Annotated in this window: 18 protein-coding genes; 5 read left to right on the forward strand and 13 right to left on the reverse strand. The window is 71.0% G+C overall.

What is annotated here, in order from left to right:
• Window positions 1–38: 38 nt before the first annotated feature.
• The 3 genes from AB0O48_RS04850 to AB0O48_RS04860 form a co-directional block, all read right to left on the reverse strand.
• Window positions 39–785 (reverse strand): ABC transporter ATP-binding protein, encoded by a 747-nt coding sequence (locus tag AB0O48_RS04850; RefSeq protein ID WP_357251932.1) that lies wholly within the window; start codon window positions 783–785, stop codon window positions 39–41.
• A gap of 1 nt (window position 786) precedes the next feature.
• Window positions 787–1614 (reverse strand): ABC transporter permease, encoded by an 828-nt coding sequence (locus AB0O48_RS04855; protein WP_357251929.1) that lies wholly within the window; start codon window positions 1612–1614, stop codon window positions 787–789.
• 72 nt (window positions 1615–1686) lie between these two features.
• Window positions 1687–3057, reverse strand: coding sequence for an L-serine ammonia-lyase (locus AB0O48_RS04860; protein WP_365062990.1), 1371 nt, complete (start codon window positions 3055–3057; stop codon window positions 1687–1689).
• 539 nt (window positions 3058–3596) lie between these two features.
• Here AB0O48_RS04860 and AB0O48_RS04865 point away from each other — a divergent pair.
• Complete coding sequence (locus AB0O48_RS04865) at window positions 3597–3806, forward strand: PspC domain-containing protein (RefSeq protein ID WP_088951236.1); 210 nt, start codon at window positions 3597–3599, stop codon at window positions 3804–3806.
• A 583-nt stretch (window positions 3807–4389) separates the two neighbouring features.
• Here AB0O48_RS04865 and AB0O48_RS04870 read toward each other — a convergent pair.
• The 7 genes from AB0O48_RS04870 to pdxH all read right to left on the reverse strand — a co-directional run bounded on the left by AB0O48_RS04870 (window position 4390) and on the right by pdxH (window position 10511).
• Window positions 4390–5238 carry a DUF4230 domain-containing protein gene (locus AB0O48_RS04870; protein WP_357251923.1) on the reverse strand — a complete coding sequence of 283 codons (849 nt, stop codon included), beginning with the start codon at window positions 5236–5238 and terminating at the stop codon, window positions 4390–4392.
• A gap of 99 nt (window positions 5239–5337) precedes the next feature.
• Window positions 5338–6501 carry an acyl-CoA dehydrogenase family protein gene (locus AB0O48_RS04875; protein WP_365062995.1) on the reverse strand — a complete coding sequence of 388 codons (1164 nt, stop codon included), beginning with the start codon at window positions 6499–6501 and terminating at the stop codon, window positions 5338–5340.
• A gap of 44 nt (window positions 6502–6545) precedes the next feature.
• Complete coding sequence (locus AB0O48_RS04880; RefSeq protein ID WP_357251917.1) at window positions 6546–6851, reverse strand: type II toxin-antitoxin system VapB family antitoxin; 306 nt, start codon at window positions 6849–6851, stop codon at window positions 6546–6548.
• Between the two features lie 191 nt (window positions 6852–7042).
• Window positions 7043–7645, reverse strand: a complete 603-nt coding sequence (locus tag AB0O48_RS04885; protein ID WP_357251914.1) for a nitroreductase family protein — start codon at window positions 7643–7645, stop codon at window positions 7043–7045.
• Window positions 7645–8574, reverse strand: a complete 930-nt coding sequence (locus AB0O48_RS04890) for an aldose 1-epimerase family protein (RefSeq protein ID WP_365063000.1) — start codon at window positions 8572–8574, stop codon at window positions 7645–7647. Before AB0O48_RS04890 ends, AB0O48_RS04885 begins: the two co-directional genes overlap by 1 nt.
• A gap of 18 nt (window positions 8575–8592) precedes the next feature.
• Window positions 8593–9888 (reverse strand): MFS transporter, encoded by a 1296-nt coding sequence (locus AB0O48_RS04895; RefSeq protein ID WP_357251908.1) that lies wholly within the window; start codon window positions 9886–9888, stop codon window positions 8593–8595.
• Window positions 9885–10511: a pyridoxamine 5'-phosphate oxidase gene (gene pdxH / locus AB0O48_RS04900; RefSeq protein ID WP_357252059.1), complete on the reverse strand. Its 627-nt coding sequence runs from the start codon at window positions 10509–10511 to the stop codon at window positions 9885–9887. Before pdxH ends, AB0O48_RS04895 begins: the two co-directional genes overlap by 4 nt.
• 282 nt (window positions 10512–10793) lie before the next feature.
• Between pdxH and AB0O48_RS04905 the strand changes: the two genes are divergently transcribed.
• From AB0O48_RS04905 to sepH, 3 genes are all read left to right on the forward strand, one after another.
• A complete protein-coding gene (locus AB0O48_RS04905) occupies window positions 10794–11900 on the forward strand; it encodes a citrate synthase 2 (protein ID WP_357251905.1) in 1107 nt (368 codons plus the stop codon).
• 203 nt (window positions 11901–12103) lie between these two features.
• Window positions 12104–13231 carry a phosphoserine transaminase gene (serC, locus tag AB0O48_RS04910; RefSeq protein WP_365063003.1) on the forward strand — a complete coding sequence of 376 codons (1128 nt, stop codon included), beginning with the start codon at window positions 12104–12106 and terminating at the stop codon, window positions 13229–13231.
• 185 nt (window positions 13232–13416) lie between these two features.
• On the forward strand, window positions 13417–14496 hold the full coding sequence (sepH, locus tag AB0O48_RS04915) for a septation protein SepH (RefSeq protein ID WP_357251899.1): 1080 nt from the start codon (window positions 13417–13419) through the stop codon (window positions 14494–14496).
• Window positions 14497–14640: 144 nt separating this feature from the next.
• Here the strand turns inward: sepH and AB0O48_RS04920 are convergent, their stop codons facing one another.
• A complete protein-coding gene (locus tag AB0O48_RS04920) occupies window positions 14641–15480 on the reverse strand; it encodes an alpha/beta hydrolase (protein ID WP_357251896.1) in 840 nt (279 codons plus the stop codon).
• A gap of 15 nt (window positions 15481–15495) precedes the next feature.
• Entirely contained in the window at window positions 15496–16161 is a 666-nt protein-coding gene (locus tag AB0O48_RS04925; RefSeq protein ID WP_357251893.1) for a DUF4097 family beta strand repeat-containing protein, read from the reverse strand.
• Window positions 16162–16399: 238 nt separating this feature from the next.
• On the opposite strand from AB0O48_RS04925, the gene AB0O48_RS04930 reads away from it, so the two are divergent.
• Window positions 16400–17212, forward strand: coding sequence for a helix-turn-helix domain-containing protein (locus tag AB0O48_RS04930; RefSeq protein WP_365063009.1), 813 nt, complete (start codon window positions 16400–16402; stop codon window positions 17210–17212).
• Here AB0O48_RS04930 and thpR read toward each other — a convergent pair.
• Window positions 17182–17763, reverse strand: a complete 582-nt coding sequence (gene thpR / locus AB0O48_RS04935; RefSeq protein WP_365063012.1) for an RNA 2',3'-cyclic phosphodiesterase — start codon at window positions 17761–17763, stop codon at window positions 17182–17184. The two genes, AB0O48_RS04930 and thpR, sit on opposite strands and share 31 nt — an antisense overlap.
• Window positions 17764–17766 lie beyond the last annotated feature (3 nt).

Genomic DNA, 17766 nt, shown 5'->3' on the forward strand with positions numbered 1-17766 from the left:
CGCCGCGGGAGTCCCGGCGGCGAGCACGATCGCGAGCGTCACCGCGGAACCGCGGCGTGGTACGCGTCGAGCGCCTCGGCGATGGTGCCGTCGAGCGTCAACCGGCCCGCGTCGAGGTACAACCCCCGACGGCAGAACCGGGTCAGGTCCTTTTCGTTGTGTGACACCAGCACCAGCGTGCGCCCCTCCCCGAGCAGACGATCAATCGTCGCGTAGCACTTCTTGCGGAACTCCGCGTCTCCAACCGCGGTCACCTCGTCCATCAGCAGGATCGGGTGCGGCAGGTGCGAGATGATCGCGAAGCCCAGCCGCACCTTCATTCCCGACGAGTAGTGCCGCACCGACGTGTCGATGGCACCCTGCACCTGCTCACCGGCGAACTCGACGATCTCGTCGAAGTGCCGCTTCAGGTAGCCCGTCGACAGCCCGTGCAGCCCACCGACCAGGTGCAGGTTCTCCCGTCCGGTCAGGTCGTTGGCGAAACCGGCGGACAGCTCCAGCAACGGCGCCACCGCGCCGTGCACCCGGATGCTGCCCTCGTCCGGGATGAGCACCCCGGCGATCAGCCGCAGCAGGGTGCTCTTGCCGGTGCCGTTGCGGCCGATCACCCCGACCGTCTCGCCCGGCTCGACGGTGAACGACACGTCGCGCAGCGGCCAGAACTGGCCGGGCAGGGCGCCGCGCCCGCCCCGGTGGATGAACAACTCCCGCAGCCGTAGCTGCCGGCGCCGGTTGCGGACGAACCGGATGCCCAGGCCGTCGGCCTCGATGATCGGCGCGGCCACGTCAGAGTTCCTTGAGTACGGCAGGTTCCAACCGGCGGAACGACCACCAGCCGGCGGCCAGCACCAGCACGCTGCCGACGACAGTCGTGGCGAGCAGCCGGGCGTTCGGGAACTCGTCCGGGTACCAGATCGCGTGGTGCAGCTGGAAGATCCCGACCAGCGGGTTCAGCTCGTACACCAGCTTCAGCCAGCCGGGCAGCTCGGACTCCCGGACCAGGCTGAGCGGATAGATGATCGGCGTGGCGTAGAAGAGCACCCGGATGATCAGCCGCAGGAACCGTTCCACGTCGCGCATCAACACGTTCCACGCGGACAGCAGCAGGGCCAGCCCGGTCAACAGGACGGCCTGGACGGCCACCGCGAGCGGCAGGGCGAGCAGCGACCAGCCCGGGTGGATCCGACCGTGCACCGCGTAGATCACCGCGATGGCGATCAGGATCGGCAGGCCGGCAGCGTACTCGGCGAACCGGCCGGTGACCCGGCCGATCGGGAAGACCTGCCGCGGCACGTTCATCGTGGTGATCAACCGGGACTGGCCGGTCAGCGCGTTCGTCGCCTCGCTCAACGCCGAACTCGTCCACATCCAGGCGAAGATCCCGGTGATCAGGAACAACGGGTACGACCCCGCCGCCTCACCCAGATGCCGGCCGGTGTCCTGCGAGTAGAGCACCCCGAACACGAACCAGTAGATGGCGCCCATGCCGAGCGGCTCGATCAACGACCAGAAGTAGCCGAGCACCGACTGCTGGTACTTGACCGCCAGATCCCGTCGGACCAGGATGCGCAGCGAGTTGCGGTGCGACCACAACGCCGCGACGCCAGAGGTCACCGCGAGCCTCCCGCCTCCTGAAACGGACGACAGGTTAGCAGTCGGTGAACGAATGCCCCGAATCCGCCGGACTCAGCACTCGATCACGTTGACGGCCAGACCGCCACGCGCCGTCTCCTTGTACTTGACCTTCATGTCGGCGCCCGTCTCCCGCATGGTCTTGATGACCTTGTCCAACGACACCTTGTGCACACCGTCGCCGCGCAGCGCCAGCCGGGCGGCCGTGATCGCCTTGATGCTAGCCACCGCGTTCCGCTCGATGCAGGGGATCTGCACCAGGCCACCCACCGGGTCACAGGTCAATCCGAGGTTGTGCTCCATCCCGATCTCGGCCGCGTTCTCCACCTGCTCCGGGGTGCCGCCGAGCACCTCGGCCAGCCCGGCCGCCGCCATCGAGCACGCCGAACCCACCTCACCCTGGCAGCCGACCTCCGCGCCGGAGATCGACGCGTTCTCCTTGAACAGCACGCCGATCGCGCCGGCCGTCAGCAGGAACCGCACCACGCCATCGTCATTGGCACCCGGCACGAACCGGGTGTAATAGTGCAAAACCGCCGGAATGATCCCGGCCGCGCCGTTCGTCGGCGCCGTGACCACCCGGCCGCCGGCCGCGTTCTCCTCGTTCACCGCGAGGGCGAACAGCGTCACCCAGTCCATCGCGTGCAGCGGGTCGGGCGTCCCGGCGTCCGCCTCCAGGCCACGCCGCAGCTCCGCCGCCCGCCGCCGAACCTTCAACCCACCAGGGAGTACGCCGTCGCGCTCACAGCCGCGCTCCACGCACTCCCGCATCACCCGCCAGATCTCCAGCAGGCCCGCCCGGATGTCCGCCTCGCTGCGCCAGGAACGCTCGTTGGCCAACATCACCTCGCTGATCGACAAGCCGGTGGAGGTGGTGACGTCGAGGAGCTGCCCGCCGGTCAGGAAGGGATACCGCACCCGTGTGCTGTCCGGCTTGATCCGGTCCGCGCCCGCCGCGGCCTCGTCCACCACGAACCCACCACCGACGGAGTAGTAGGTGCGGCTGCGCACCTCGGCGCCCTTGTCGTCGTACGCCGCGAAGGTCATCCCGTTCGGGTGGTACGGCAACGAACGACGGCGGTGCAACGTCAGGTCCCGATCCGGGTCAAAGTCGATCTCGTGCGCGGCCAGGATGCTGATCCGCCGCTCGGCCCGGATCCGCTCGACCCGAGGGCCGATGCTGTCCGTGTCGACCGTCTCCGGCGCCTCGCCCGCCAACCCGAGCAGCACCGCCGGACCACTGCCGTGGCCGTGCCCGGTGGCACCCAACGAGCCGAACAGCTCAGCCTGCACCCGCGCGACCTCGGTGAGCAGCCCGTCGGCCTTGAGCCCGGTAACAAACGTCCGCGCGGCCCGCATCGGCCCCACCGTGTGCGAGCTGGACGGCCCGATACCGACGCTGAAGAGGTCGAAAACACTGATCATGGCTGCGCTTCCTCGCCGTCGTCCCGGCGTACGGGACCCGGCCGCCCCAGGACCGCCGGTCTGGCAGCCCTGCTCGTGATCACCGGGGTATGAGTTCCGGCCGCCCGGGGTGTGGGTGGCCGATCTGCCAGCCTACCCGCCCAGCTCAACGCCCCACCCGACCACCGGGAGTTTGCACCTGCCCGCCATCCCACCGCCACCCGCCCGCCTCGCACGGCCGCCGCCCGGCCAACCCAGCAGGGCCGCCACCCCGCGCCGCCACCCCGCAAGATCGTGCTCGATCCTGGTTCTAGTGGTCTCCCTCCGTCCTCGATGCCCCTACAACCAGGATCGAGCGCGATCTTGCACGGACACCGGGGCGGACGGACGCGGCGGGCGCCGGCGGGCGGGCTCGGAGAGGCGTCAGCGAGGGGCTGCCCGGGTAAAGCACCTACGGGTCCACGGGTCGCCGCTCATCCTCGGGACGGAGGGCGAGGTGGCCACCCCCTTCTACCGTGGATTGCAGACGCGGCGCACCGCCGCAGAGTGGGAGTACGACGATGAGTCGCAAACTGGTCCGGCCCCGCGAGGGGCGCATGCTCGCCGGTGTCTGCGCCGGCCTCGGTCGACGGTTCGGCATGTCCGCCGGGATGGTCCGGCTGCTGTTCCTGCTGTCCCTGCTGCTGCCCGGCACCCAGGTGATCGTCTACCTGGTCCTGTGGGTGCTCATGCCGAACGAGGACCGCTACCTGGCCTCCACCCAGCACTGACGCTCGCCGCACACCGCCCCATCGGCCCCACATCGCGTTCGGAAGGCCACCACAACCACGTTGTGGTGGCCTTCCGCGAAGCCGAAGCCCGCCGGTCTCCAAGGTTGGCGCCGCGCCGACCCACCGACGCCCTCCAAACGCCACCCCAACCCGCCTCATCCAGGCCGTTCGGCAGCAACTTCGGTGAAGTTGCTGCCTCACGAGCGGCGGAGGTAGCACCATCCCTGAAGTTGCGCGGATCTTGAGCATGGGGGGTCGGGAACAGGCGGAGACGAGGCACGCCCGCCCACGGGCACACCCACGCCCACCCGGCCCCACGGCCACGCCCGCCGGCCCACGCCCCTGCCCGACCCACGCCCCCATGCCCGGCCCCGGCGCACAGGGCATTTCCCCGACGGATGCCGTCGCGGCCCACCTGTAGATCCACTCGACATTGCTGATGGCGGGGTGTCCGGGGCATCGGGACACCCCGCTTCTGCTGATGTCTAGTGGATCATGGCGAGGGCGGGCGGTGACGGAACAAAGTGCGACGCCCGCTCCGACGGACGTCGGGGCGGGCGCTCGGCACTACGGAATTGGCAGGTCAGGGGGCCGTGTAGGTAACGGTGACCTGCTCATAGCCAAGGGATCGCAGCAGCCCTTCCAGCATCTTGCGGGTGTTCTCCTCGGCGCGGGCGGAGAGCCCGCTGTCCCGGGCGGCGGCGGTGATCCGTTCCTCGGCGAGCTGGTAGATCTGCTGCTGCCGGTTGGGGTCGTTGCCGACCAGGTCACCGAGCCGGTTGAGCAGACCACGCTGCTCCGCGAAGACGTAGCTCTTCTCCATGTCGAGATTGGTCTCGCCGAGCTGCGGCGCGGGCAGCTTGATCTCGACGGACTTGCCGTCGGCGGACCGGACGATGGCACCGTCACTGATCTTGGTGAAGTCGACGTACGCCTCGATGCTCCCGGCGCCGACGAACAGGGTGCGCTCGTTGAGCAGGAAGTCCGGCACGTTGCGCCTGTCGTTCTGGGTGTCGACGACGACCTGGAAGTTGCCCTCCGCGGCCACGTAGCGGCTGAGGTCCTGGATCGACTTCAGCAGCGGTGGCTGGCTGCGGTCGGTCTGCTCCTTGGCGAACGGGTTGCGGAACTCCGGCAGGAAGCCGGTCGCCTGGATGCCGAGCAGCACCACCACGGCCAGCGCGGCGGCGCCGAGCAGCAGGAGCAGGCCGCGAGCGGCCCCACCACCACCGCCGTCGCCACCGGCCGTCGGGCCACCGGGAGGACCGGCCGGAGGGCCACCGGGCCCACCCGGGCCGCCAGCACTTCCAAAGCCGCCCGGTGTATCGGTGGTCGGCTCGGGTGTAGCGGTCGACCGCTCCCGGAGATCGTCGCCGGTCGGGTAACCGGGGAACTCCCTCGTGGGCTCGTTGTTGCCAGCGTCGCGGGTCATCACGCTCACCGTCCTCGTCAGACACGTCGTCTGCCGATGACGGTACGGCCCCACTGCGACAGTCGCGCGTTGAGCGCCGGGACTGCGGATTCGGGCAGGTCAGGCGAACGCGGAGAGGCCGGTGAGCCGTTGCCCGACGACGAGCTGGTGGATCTCGGAGGTGCCCTCGTACGTCAGCACGCTCTCCAGGTTGTTGGCGTGCCGCATGATCGGGTATTCGCCGGAGACGCCGTTGGCGCCGAGGATGGTCCGGCACTGCCGGGCAATGGCCAGGGCCTCGCGGACGTTGTTCAGCTTGCCGACGCTCACCTGCTCGGGCCGCAGCCGGTGGGTGTCGGCGAGCCGGCCCAGGTGCAGCGCGAGAAGTTGCCCCTTCATCAGCTCGACGGCCATGTCGGCGAGCTTGGCCTGGGTGAGCTGGAAGCCGGCCAGCGGGCGGCCGAACTGGGTGCGGGTGGTGGCGTACGTCAGGGTGGTTTCCAGGCAGTCCCGAGCGGCGCCGATCGCGCCCCAGACGATGCCGTAGCGGGCTTCGGTGAGGCAGCTCAGCGGCGCCTTGAGTCCGACCGCCTCGGGTAGTTGGGCGTCCGCCGGGAGGCGGACGTCGTCGAGCACGATCTCGCCGGTCACGGACGCGCGCAGCGACATCTTGCGGCGGATCTCCCGGGCCGTGACACCTGGCGTGTCCATGGGTACGGCGAACCCGCGCACGCCCTCGTCGGTGCGCGCCCAGATCACCGCGACGTCGGCGATCGGCGCGTTGGTGATCCACATTTTCCCGCCGGTGAGCAGCCAGTCGTCGCCGTCGCGGCGGGCCCGGGTGGTCATCGAGGCGGGGTCGGAGCCGTGGTCCGGTTCGGTCAGGCCGAAGCAGCCGATCGCCTCGCCGGTGGCCATCGACGGGAGCCAGCGTTGCTTCTGCTCCTCGCTGCCGTAGCGCCAGATGGCGTACATGGCGAGCGAGCCCTGCACGCTGACCAGGGAACGGAGGCCGGAGTCCCCGGCTTCCAGCTCCTGGCAGGCGAGTCCGTAGGCGACCGCGGACGCGCCGGCGCAGCCGTAGCCGCCCAGGTGCATGCCGAGCAGGCCGAGCTTGCCGAACTCGCGGGCCAGGTCCCGGGCGGGCACCTGACCGTCCTCGTACCAGTCGGCGATGTGCGGACGCACCCGGTCGTCGACGAGTTGGCGGACGACGTCGCGGATCTGCCGCTCCTCCTCGCTGAGCGACTGGTCCAGGTCGAGCAGATCGAGCGGAGCGGTCATGGACGCCACCTTAACGAAGGTTCAGCGCGCGGAAGAAGGGCTCGTCACTCGATCGGTTCCGCGAGCACCAGCACCCGAGCGTGGATCTGGTTGCGCTGCTGGAGGGCGGCGCGCAACGCGCGGTGCAGCCCGTCTTCCAGGTAGAGCCCGCCGTTCCACTGCACGACGTGCGGAAAGAGGTCGCCGTAGAAGGTGGAATCCTCGGCGAGGAGCTTGTCCAGCGCCAACTCGCGCTTGGTGGTGATCATCTGATCCAGGCGCAGCGGACGGGGCGGGATCTCCGCCCACTGCTTCAGGGTCAGGTTGTGCTCCGGGTAGGGACGCCCGTCCCGGACCGCTCTGAAGATCACGACGGCACGCTCCCCTCCCCGTGGCCGGGCCGACCGACAGCGCCGAGCCGGGCCGCGGCGGGCACCGCGCGGCGCGGCACCGATGATGACCGTGCCAGCCTAGCCGCCCATTGCTCGCAGCGTTCTGCTCCCTGATGTCAGTTTCGCTACCGGTCGTCCGATCCTCAACCGGACGAACGGGACACTCCCGCTCAGCTCCACCTGCCGCGGCGGACAACCTCGTCCACGCCACGACGCCCACGGCGCAGCGATGGTGACCGATGGTCGGGTGCCCGGTAACCGATTGTGACGGCACCGATGGGTTGGTACTCGGTCGGCACCCCGAACGCGTCCCGGTAGCTGGCCAGCCGCTGCGGCGCGATGCCGAAGAAACAGGCCCCCAACCCCTCGTCCACGGCGGTGAGCAGCATCAGCAACGCCGCGAAGCCGGTGTCCACGTGCCAGTACGGCACCGGCCAACGATCGGTGGACCGGTCCGTCCAACCCTTGTCCGGCTCGGCGTACCGTCGCAGGTAGGCCGACTCGTTCGCGTGCGGCACCACGATCAGCGGTGCCCGGCGCATCCCGGCCAGCCAGCGCTCCCGTCCACCGCCGTCCGGGGTGGTGGCCGCCCAGAACCGCTCCCGGTCGGCCGGCTCCTCCAGCACCAGGAAGCCCCAGCCCTGGGCGAAGCCGGCCGACGGGGCACGGATCGCGTGGTCGAGCAGCCGGTCCACCACGTCGGGCGGGACCGGACGGTCCGGGTCGTAGTTGCGCACCATCCGCCGACGCCGGACGACCTCGGCGAACTCCATCAGGCCCCGGGCCGGATGCCCCAGGCACCCCGCCAGGTCGTGCCGGGCTTGAGCGTGAGCAGGTCCCTTCCCGACCGGAACGCGTCCGGAGGGCAGGTCATCGGCTCGATCGCCACCGAACGGCGGTGCCGCACACCGGTGAGCGCGTCCCCGGTGAACACCTGCCACCAGCCGAACTCCGCATCGGCCCAGATGCTCACCCCGGCCGAGGAGTCCGGGGCGGACAGGCTCACCGACGAGCCGCCGTCGGCGTCGCGGATCACCTCGCCGACGCACAGGTCGAGCTCGGCGGCACCGATCCGGCGCGGGCTGGTCCAGTCGTACTCGGTGCTGGCCACCGGCGTCGCGCCGATCGGCAGCAGCCGGCCGTCGACGAGCATCCGGGTACGGGCCGGCAGCCGCATGACCAGGTCGTCGACCGCGACGCCCGGCAGTTGCAGGTACGGGTGCACGGAGAAGCCGAACGGCGCCGACTCGCCACCGATGTTCGTCACCTCGTGCTCGGCGCGCAGCCCGTCCGCGCCGACGCTCCAGCGGCTGACCAGCCGCAACGGCCACGGGTAGCCGGGCTGCGGCGGCAGGTCGTAGCCGAGGGTCACGGCGTCCGCCGACTGCTCCAGCAACTGCCACGGCACCCAGTTGACCAGCCCGTGGATCGCGACGTGCCGCTCCGGCTCGGTCAGCGGGAGCTGGTGCGTCCGCTCGCCGAACGGGTAGCGGCCATCGCGGATCCGGTTCGGCCAAGGCGCCAACACCTGTCCGGCGCAGCCGGGGCAGACCTCGTCGGTCTGGTAACCGTCGACCAGGTCGACACCGTCGTGCCGGTACGTCCGCAGCCCACCACCCACCTCCACGATGACGGCCTCGTGGCCGGCGGCGGAGATGGTCCACTGGGCGCCGGAGAACGCGCGCTGCTCGGGGCTTTCCATGTCGGCGACCCTAACCGGTCACGTCCGGTCGCCGCTCGACCCCGCCGCCCGGTAGCGCAGCAGCGCCGGGAACGCGACCGCGAGCACCACGACGAGCACCGCCGAGGCGAGTCCGCCGGCCACCCAGGCCACCCCGCCGCCGAACCCGGCGGCCATCGTTCCGGCCCGCAGATCGCCCAGCCGAGGACCACCGGCCACCACGACCGTGTTGACGCCCTGGAGCCGGCCGCGCATCCGGTCCGGTGCGTAGACGAGCATCATCGACTGGCGCAGCACCGCGCTGACCAGGTCCGCGGCCCCGGCCACGGCGAGCAGGAGGACCATCAGCCAGAGCTGGTGGGCGAGCCCGGCCGCGGCGATCGCGACTCCCCAGGCGACCACCGCGACCACCAGGCCGAGGCCCTGCCGGCGGAGCCGGCCGATCCAGCCGGAGGTCAACCCACCGATCATCGAACCGATCGCGATGGCGCTGTAGAGCAGTCCGACAGCTCCACCGCCGCCGAACCTCTCGTGGGCGATCTCCGGGAAGAGCGCGCGGGGCATGGCGAGGATCATCGCGATCAGGTCCACCCCGAAGGACAGCAGCAGCACCGGCGTCGTGGCCAGGTAGCGGAATCCGTCGACCACACTGGCCAGGCCGGCGCGGCGGCGCTCCCCGTCGGCGGTCGGCTCGGGCGGCAGCGCGGGCAGGCGCAGCGCCGCCCAGAGCATCGCGGTGAACAACACCGCGTCCACCCCGTACGCGATGGGCAGCACGACCGTGGTGTCGGCCGAGGCGGAGAGGATCAGGCCGGCGGCGAGCGGGCCGGCGACCGAGGCCGCCGTGAAGGTCGTGTAGTTCAGGGTGCTGGCGGCCGGCACCAGGTCATCCGGCACCAGGCGGGGCAGCATCGCGCTGCGGGCCGGCGAGGTGATCGCGAACGCCACCGACTGCAACGCCATCAACGCCAGCAGCAGCACCGGGCTGCCCACGTTCAGCAGGGCCTGGACCAGCAGCCCGAGGGTGGACGCCCAGAGCAGGACCGACCCGCCGAGCAGCACGGCACGGCGGTCGTGGGCGTCGGCGACCGCGCCACCCCAGAGCCCGAAGATCAGCAACGGTACGAAGGCGGCCACGCCCAGCAGGCCCACCCAGAACGAGTCCCGGGTCAGGGCGTACATCTCCACCGGCACCGCGACGGCGGTGAACTGGAACCCGAACATCGCCACGGTGTTGCCGAGCCAGAGCCGCCGGTACGCGGGCACCCGCAGCGGACGTACGTCGATCGCCCAGCGGCGCGCCCCGCGCGGCCGGGCCTCCCGCACACCCGTCACGGCGCCAACCGCTCGACGGTCCAGCCACCCTCGTCGAGGCGGAAGCGGAGCCGGTCGTGCAACCGACCGGCCCGGCCCTGCCAGAACTCCACCGACTCGGGTCGGACCCGCAACCCACCCCAGTGCGGCGGGATCGGGATCTCCGCCTCGTCGGCGAACCGCTCGGCCACCTCCCGGTAGCTCTCCTCCAGCGCCGCCCGGTCCGGCACCACGTGGGACTGCGGGCTGGCCCAGGCGCCCAGTTGGGAGCCGCGCGGTCGGCTGGCGAAGTACGCCGCGCTCGTCGCGCGGTCGACCGGCTCGACCTGCCCGGCGACCACCACCTGCCGCTGCATGGGAAACCACGGAAAGACCAGGCTGGCGTACGGGTTGGCGGTCGCCTCGACGCCCTTGCGGGACAGGTGGTTGGTGAAGAAGACGAAGCCGTCCGGGTCGTACCCCTTGAGCAGCACCGTCCGACCGCTCGGCCGGCCGGCCGGGTCCGCGGTGCCCAGCACCATCGCGTTCACCTCGGGCAGCCCGAAGGCCACCGCGTCGGCGAACCAGGTGCCGAACTGCGTGTGCCAGTCGGCGGCCAGGTCAGCTTCGGTCAGGCCCAGGTCCGCGGCGTACTCGTTACGCATCGCGGCCGGGGCTGGTGTGTCGCCCGTCACGTCCCCACTCCTTATCGGCAGGTCCGGCGGCGCCCTCCCGCGCTGGCCAGCCCGCACCGCCCAGTCTCACCGAGTCCGGCGGAGAATGCGCGTCCGGGGATGTCGCGTGCAGCACAGTCGCCGTGGGTCGCGTATCCGGTCACTCAGCAGGCAAGATGTTGCGAACACATACCTGATGGTCGCCTAGAGGGCGCTCGGCCGACCGGGCCGGATGAACCGACCGGGCGCACCGACCAGATCCAGGAGAGCGACATGGCCGATTTCAAACCCGGGCTGGAGGGCGTCGTCGCCTTCGAGACCGAGATCGCCGAACCTGACCGTGAGGGCGGTGCGCTGCGCTATCGCGGAGTCGACATCGAGGATCTGATCGGCCAGGTGTCGTTCGGCAACGTGTGGGCACTGCTGGTCGACGGCCGGTTCGGGCCGGGCCTGCCGCCGGCGGAGCCGTTCCCGGTGCCGGTGCACTCCGGTGACATCCGCGTCGACGTGCAGTCCGCGGTCGCCATGCTGGCCCCGTACTGGGGTCTCAACCAGCTGTTGGACATCTCCGACGAGCAGGCCCGCGAGGACCTCGCCCGGGTTTCGGTGACCGCGCTCTCCTTCGTCGCCCAGTCGGCTCGGGGCCTCGGCCTGCCGGCGGTGCCGCAGAAGGAGATCGACAAGGCGCAGACCATCGTCGAGCGGTTCATGAAGCGGTGGCGCGGCGAGCCCGACCCGCGGCACGTCAAGGCCGTCGACGCGTACTTCATCTCGGCCGCCGAGCACGGCCTGAACGCCTCCACCTTCACCGCCCGCATCGTCGCCTCCACGGGAGCGGATGCGGCGGCCTGCATCTCGTCGGGCATCGGCGCCCTCTCCGGCCCGCTGCACGGTGGCGCGCCGTCCCGGGTGCTCAGCATGCTGGAGGCCGTGGAGCGCAGCGGCGACGCGGAGGGCTACGTCAAGGGCGTGCTCGATCGCGGCGAACGGCTGATGGGCTTCGGCCACCGGGTCTACCGGGCCGAGGACCCGCGCGCCCGCGTGCTCCGCCGCACGGCCAAGGATCTGGGAGCGCCGCGCTTCGAGATCGCCGAGGCGCTGGAGAAGGCCGCGCTCGCCGAGTTGCAGGCCCGCCGCCCAGACCGGGTGCTGGCCACCAACGTCGAGTTCTGGTCGGCCGTCGTGCTGGACTTCGCCGAGGTGCCCGCGCACATGTTCACCTCGATGTTCACCTGCGCGCGGATGGGCGGTTGGAGCGCGCACGTCCTGGAGCAGAAGCGCCTGCAGCGGCTGGTCCGCCCGTCCGCCCGCTACGTCGGCGCGGAGCCGCGCAAGCCGTCCGGCGTCGAAGGCTGGGCCGCCATTCCGCACGGCGTCTGACCGGTCGCGAAGGGTCCCTCCACCACGTCTGGCGTGGCGGAGGGGCCCTTCCGTGCGTCTACCGGTGGGCGCCGTCGAGGTGTGGCGAAGGACTCAGCCCCGCCCTCGGGGGCCCGGCTTCCACCGATGGGTCCGAGTGCGAGGATGAGGGCCGGCAGTGTCGCCGGGCCCGCCCTCGCCCTTGCGGAAGGATCTTCAAGACCGTGGCTGACGCACCGACCATCCGGATTCCCGATGACCTCAAGCCCGCCGACGGACGTTTCGGCTGCGGCCCGTCCAAGGTCCGCCCCGCGGCGGTGTCCGCACTTACCGAGGTCGCGACCAGCTACCTGGGCACCTCGCACCGGCAGAAGACGGTCCGCGACCAGGTGGCCCGGCTGCGCTCCGGCATCGCCGAGTTCTTCTCGCTGCCCGAGGGTTACGAGGTCGTGATCGGCAACGGCGGCACCACCGCGTTCTGGGAGGTCGCCACCTTCGGCCTGGTTCGCGACCGGGCCCAGTTCGCCAGCTTCGGCGAGTTCGGCGCCAAGTTCGCCAAGTCGGTGAAGGACGCGCCCTTCCTCGGTGAGCCGACCGTTCGCAAGGCCGAGGCCGGCAGCGCGCCCACCCTGGTCGCCGAGTCCGGCGTGGACACCTACGCGACTCCGCAGAACGAGACGTCGACAGGCGTGGCCGTCCCGATCAGCCGGGTTGCCGGGGCGGACGACGGCGCGCTGTTGCTCGTCGACGCGACCTCCGGCGCGGGTGGCCTGGACGTCAACGTCGGCGAGACCGACGTCTACTACTTCGCTCCGCAGAAGTGCTTCGGCTCCGACGGTGGTCTCTGGCTGGCTCTGATGTCACCGGCCGCGCTGGACCGTGCCGCCGAGATCAAGGCGTCCGGGCGCTACATCCCCGCCTTCCTCGACCTGGCCACCGCGATCGACAACTCGCGGCTGGAGCAGACCTACAACACCCCGGCGCTGGCCACCATCTTCCTGGCCGCCGAGCAGACCGACTGGATGAACGCGCAGGGTGGCCTGGCCTGGGCGGCCAAGCGCACCGCCGAGAGCGCCGCCACGGTGTACGGCTGGGCGGAACGGTCCAGCGTGGCCACCCCGTTCGTCACCGACCCGGCACTGCGTTCCAACGTGGTCGCCACGATCGACTTCGCCGACGGGGTGGACGCCACCGCGATCGCGAAGGCGCTGCGCGCCAACGGCATCGTGGACACCGAGCCGTACCGCAAGCTCGGCCGCAACCAACTGCGGATGGCGCTGTTCCCGGCAATCGAGCCTTCGGATGTCGAGGCGTTGACCGCGTCCATCGACTACGTCGTCGAGCGACTCTGACGTTCGTCACGGTCGGTGTTCGTGGGGGCCTTCACGGACACCGACCGTGATCATCGTTGCAGCTCAGTCGCGACATGCGGGGTGTCGCTTCCCCCACCCCGAGACAGATGCGCGTACGGTGGTCCGAGACGCCTGGGTGGCCGACTCGTGGCGTGCGGCCAGCGAAGCGGGACGGAGGCAACGCTATGCGCCCAGTACGCTTCGTCGCCCTCTCCGAGGACGGCCATGCCCTGGTTCTCGCCGACGAGGTCGGGCGGTTGCTCGCCCTGCCGATCGACGACCGGATCTCGGGTGCGCTGCACGCCGAGCCCGGCGCGCCGCCGCTGCCGGCGGCACCGGCCGCCGCCGACCCGATTCCGTCCCTGTCCCCTCGGGACATCCAGGCTCGCATCCGCTCCGGTGAGTCCGCCGAGGATGTCGCCCGGATCGCCGGCGTGCCGGTCGACCGGGTGCTGCGCTATGCCGGCCCGGTGCTCCAGGAGCGGGCGATGCTCGCCCAGCACGCCCGCCGCACCCGCCTCAAGGGAGCGGAGAAGCCCACCCCGCTCGCCGAGGTGGTCAACGGTCGGCTGAGCCAGCACGGCATCGACACCGAGAAGATCTCCTGGGACGCGTACCGGCGGGACGACGGCACCTGGCGGATCATCGCCACCTGGCCGTCGGGCAAGGCCACCGCACAGGCCATCTGGGATCTCGACAAGACCCGGCAGTCGGTCGCCCCGCACGACGACATGGCGCAATATCTGTGCGCCGAGCGGCCCGTGCCGATCCTCGGCCAGGAGCCGGCACCGGAGCGGAGCGGGCACGGCCTGCCCGGTCCCTCGCGCGGCGAGCCGAGCCGTGGTGGGCACGGGTTGCCGGCGGCGTCCGAGCATCCGCGCCCTGGCCGGGACCCGATCCGGGCCGGGCGGGACGCGCTGCTCGCCTCACTGGACCGTCCGCTCGGTGCCTCGTCGGGTCGTGGCCTTGAGCCGCGTACCCCGGCTGCTCTTGCCGGTTCGGACGCGCCTCGCCAGCGGCCGGTCGGCGGGGGTGCCGCCGCGCTGCTCGGCGGCGGCCAGGGGTCGGCCTTCGACGACGACTCGGACGCGCCCAAGGAGGTGCCGGCCGTGCCGTCGCTGGCGGTGCTGCGGCCCCGCCGCACGGGCGCGGCGGCAGCCGCCGGTGGCGAGTCGACCGACGCCAACGGCAAGCCGCGTAAGCGCCTGCCGAGCTGGGACGACGTGCTCTTCGGCAGCGGGCCGGCGGCACGCGAGTCTTCCTGACCCTGCGCGTCGACGGGTGGTGAACGGCCCCCGTCGACGCAAGGCAGGGCGGTGTCGGGTCACCTGATCCGTCGCACATCTTGGCCAAACAGCGATAGGCGTTAGCTGGCCTAGCTGCCGCCCAGGAAGTGCTGGCCTCGCCCACTACAGCAGACCATCTCGCGAGCTCCCCGCCGCCTGGTCGAGGGCGGCGACCTCGCGTACGGCCTGGGCGATGGCCGAGAAGTCCTTCTTGAGGATCGCACCGTGGTTGCTGGCGACCTTCGCGGCGATCTGGATGCTCGGGTTGCGGACGGTCACCGCGTCGAGGCTGGCGCGGATCTTCTCCTGCTCGTCACCGCGACTGCCCAGGGACGTGCCGGAGGCGACGACGTAGCGCACCGGCACGGTTATGCCGTCCAGCACGGGGCCCAACTCCCGCTCACGCGATAGTTTGCCCAGCTCGATGTTGCTGTCCGCCATCTGTTCGGCATTCATCCGCGGGGTCAGACCGGTCGGGCGCAGCAGCGGCATGAACAGGTTCATCCGTCGGAACATCTTCCGGATCCGCTGCTCCATGGCCTCGTCGAGCCAGTCGTGCGGGAACGCGCCGTCGACCAGGACCGCACCGAGAGCCCGCTCCGGGTTCCGGTTGGCCCAGTGCGCCCCGACCACCGCCCCGTAGGACCAGCCCACCACCAGTGCGCGGTCTACCTTCCTGGCGGCGAGGACGGCATCGACGTCGCGGACGGCGGCCTCGAAGGAGTAGTCCGTCGAGCGCTTCGACTGTCTGCCGCGAGCCCGTTCGTCGTAGGTGATGTGCCGCCAACCGGTACCAAGGTCGGCGATGACCCGACGCCAGTACCCCTGGGTGGCGAACTGACCGTTGAGGTAGAGCAGGGGGACACCGGGACCGCCGGTGTCGGTGACGGCCAGGGCGGTGTCGTCGACCGGCACCAGGCCGGTCCACGCCGAACTGGTCGCGGACATGCTGTTGTTCGTCATCGTGTTCCGTCCTGTTCAGAGGCTGCGGGCGGCGATGTCGCCGCGGGAGGTGATGGCGCGGATGTCGAGTGCGGTGGTGCCGTCGTTGCGGAGGGCGTTGCTGACCCGGCCGTGGCCGGTGCCGGCGTCCAGCGCGGCCGAGACGCCAGCTGCGGCGGCGATCGAGATGTCGCCGGACTGGGTCGTCAGCACGACGCTGCCGCGCACGGCCTCGGCGATCCGGATGTCGCCCCTCGCGGTGCTGATCTCTGCGGGGCCGTTGAGCCGGCCGACCTCGACGTCGCCGTCGATCGCGGTGAGGCGGACGCTCGCCGCCTCGTCGATCTTGATTTGCCGGTACGCCCCCTCGAAGGCGATGTCGCCGAGTCGTCCGACGCCGCGCAGCTCGGCACTGGCGGTCCTGGCTTCGACGTGGGAGCCGGCGGGCAGCTGGACGGTGACCTCCAGAGATCCGGATGGGCCGATGAGCGAGTTGCTGGGGGCCGCTGCCGTGATCCGCAGAACGCCGTCGGCGTACGTGACGGTGGCCTGTTCGGCCGCCCTGGTGTCGCGGCTCTTGGCCGGGTCGGTGGGCAGGATCTCGACGGTGGTGTCGACGCGGTCCGCGGCGATGAGCTGGATGCGCCCGGCGGGGATGTTCAGGATGGCGGAGATCGGGGCGGGGGTGTCGAACGTCTTCATCATGGTCTCCGGTGCTCGCGCGTTGTTTCTGATACCGGAAACGCTACGTTGCTTTCCAAAGTCAGACAACCAGATCGTTGCGTTGTTGATAAGAAACAGCAGTTCAGAGCCCGTTTATCATTGCACTGACCCTGCTGGATAATGCAACGGGCGATGCGCCCATGTTGCAATGGACTGAAAGTGAACGCTATGGTGAAGGGGCCACAAGGCCGCCACGAAGGATCACCAGGGAGGTCAGATGCCGGGAGGCCGACTCACCCAGCAGGAACGCCAGCAGATCGCCCTGGGGCTGGCCGACAGCCTCCCCTACGCAGAGATCGCCCGACGTCTCGACCGACCCACCTCGACGGTCACCCGCGAGGTGATGCGCAATGGCGGCCCGCTGGGCTACCGCGCCGACCTGGCTCACCGCGCCACCGAACGCCGCGCCCACCGTCGCAGGCCTGCCTCCTCCCGCCCGACGGGAGCGGCCCTCCCGCAGCACGGACGCGACGCCGAGGCCGTGGCCGAATACGAGGAGACGTTCACCGCCGTTCTCATGGCGTCGGGTCTGAACAAGATGGGGGCCCGTGTGTTGACCTGCCTGTTCACCACCGACGCGGGCACCCTCACCGCGTCCGAGCTCGCCCAGCGCCTCCAGGTCAGCCCGGCGTCCATCTCCAAGGCGATAACTTTTTTGGAGGGCCAGAGCCTGGTCCGCCGCGTACGCGACGAACGCCGCCGCGACCGCTACGTCGTCGACAACGAGCTCTTCTACCAGGCCACGATCGCCAGCGCCCGAGCCAACGACCAGCTCGTCGCCACCGCGCGGCAGGGCGTCGCCCTCCTCGGTGCGCACACCCCGGCCGCCGCCCGCCTGGAGAACATCGCCCGCTTCCTCGACTTCATGAGCGAGAGCATCGTCCGCGCCGCCGAACAGGCCCGCGAAGTCCTCCACAGCGGACCCGAGCCTGCCGCCGCCCAACCGATCTCGGAGCAGGGGCAGGCGCCCGTGCGGGTCGTCCCGCCGACGGCACCGGATCAGAGCGGCCAGGCGGCGAGCCGGTCGTAGCGCGAGCCTCGGGAGTCGAGCTGGCTGCGCATCAGCAGCAGCTCGCTCACCTGCCACTCCGGTCCCCGGTAGTCGTCCAGGTCGGCCCGGTCGGCCTCGACGTCGGCCGGGTCCATCCGATCACCGGGCCGGGCCACGGTCAGGTGTGGGCGTAGCGGCCTGGCGTCGTACGGCAGCCGGACCTGCCGCAATCGGGACCGGACCAGCCCGGCCAGCACGTGCAGCGCCTCGACCTCGCCGCGCAGGCCCACCCAGAGCACCGTCGACCGGCCCTGACCGAACCGGCCACCGCCGCCGAGGCTGAGCCGGGGCAGGGAGTGCCGGCCGTCGCGGAACCACTCGGCGGCCAGCCCCAGCGCACTCTCCACCTCGACCAACCGGGCCGCCTCGACGTCGCCGAGGAAGGCCACTGTGACGTGTAGCTGAGCCGGATCGGCGAGCCGGACGTTGGTGCCGGCGGCGGACGCCGCGCCGACCCGTAGCCGCGCGACCTGCGCGCCGAGGTGGTCGACCGACTCGGAGGGCGGGTAGACCGCGACGAAGAGCCGCAACCG

The organism is Micromonospora sp. NPDC085948 (genome assembly GCF_040686315.1).
Taxonomy (GTDB): domain Bacteria; phylum Actinomycetota; class Actinomycetes; order Mycobacteriales; family Micromonosporaceae; genus Micromonospora.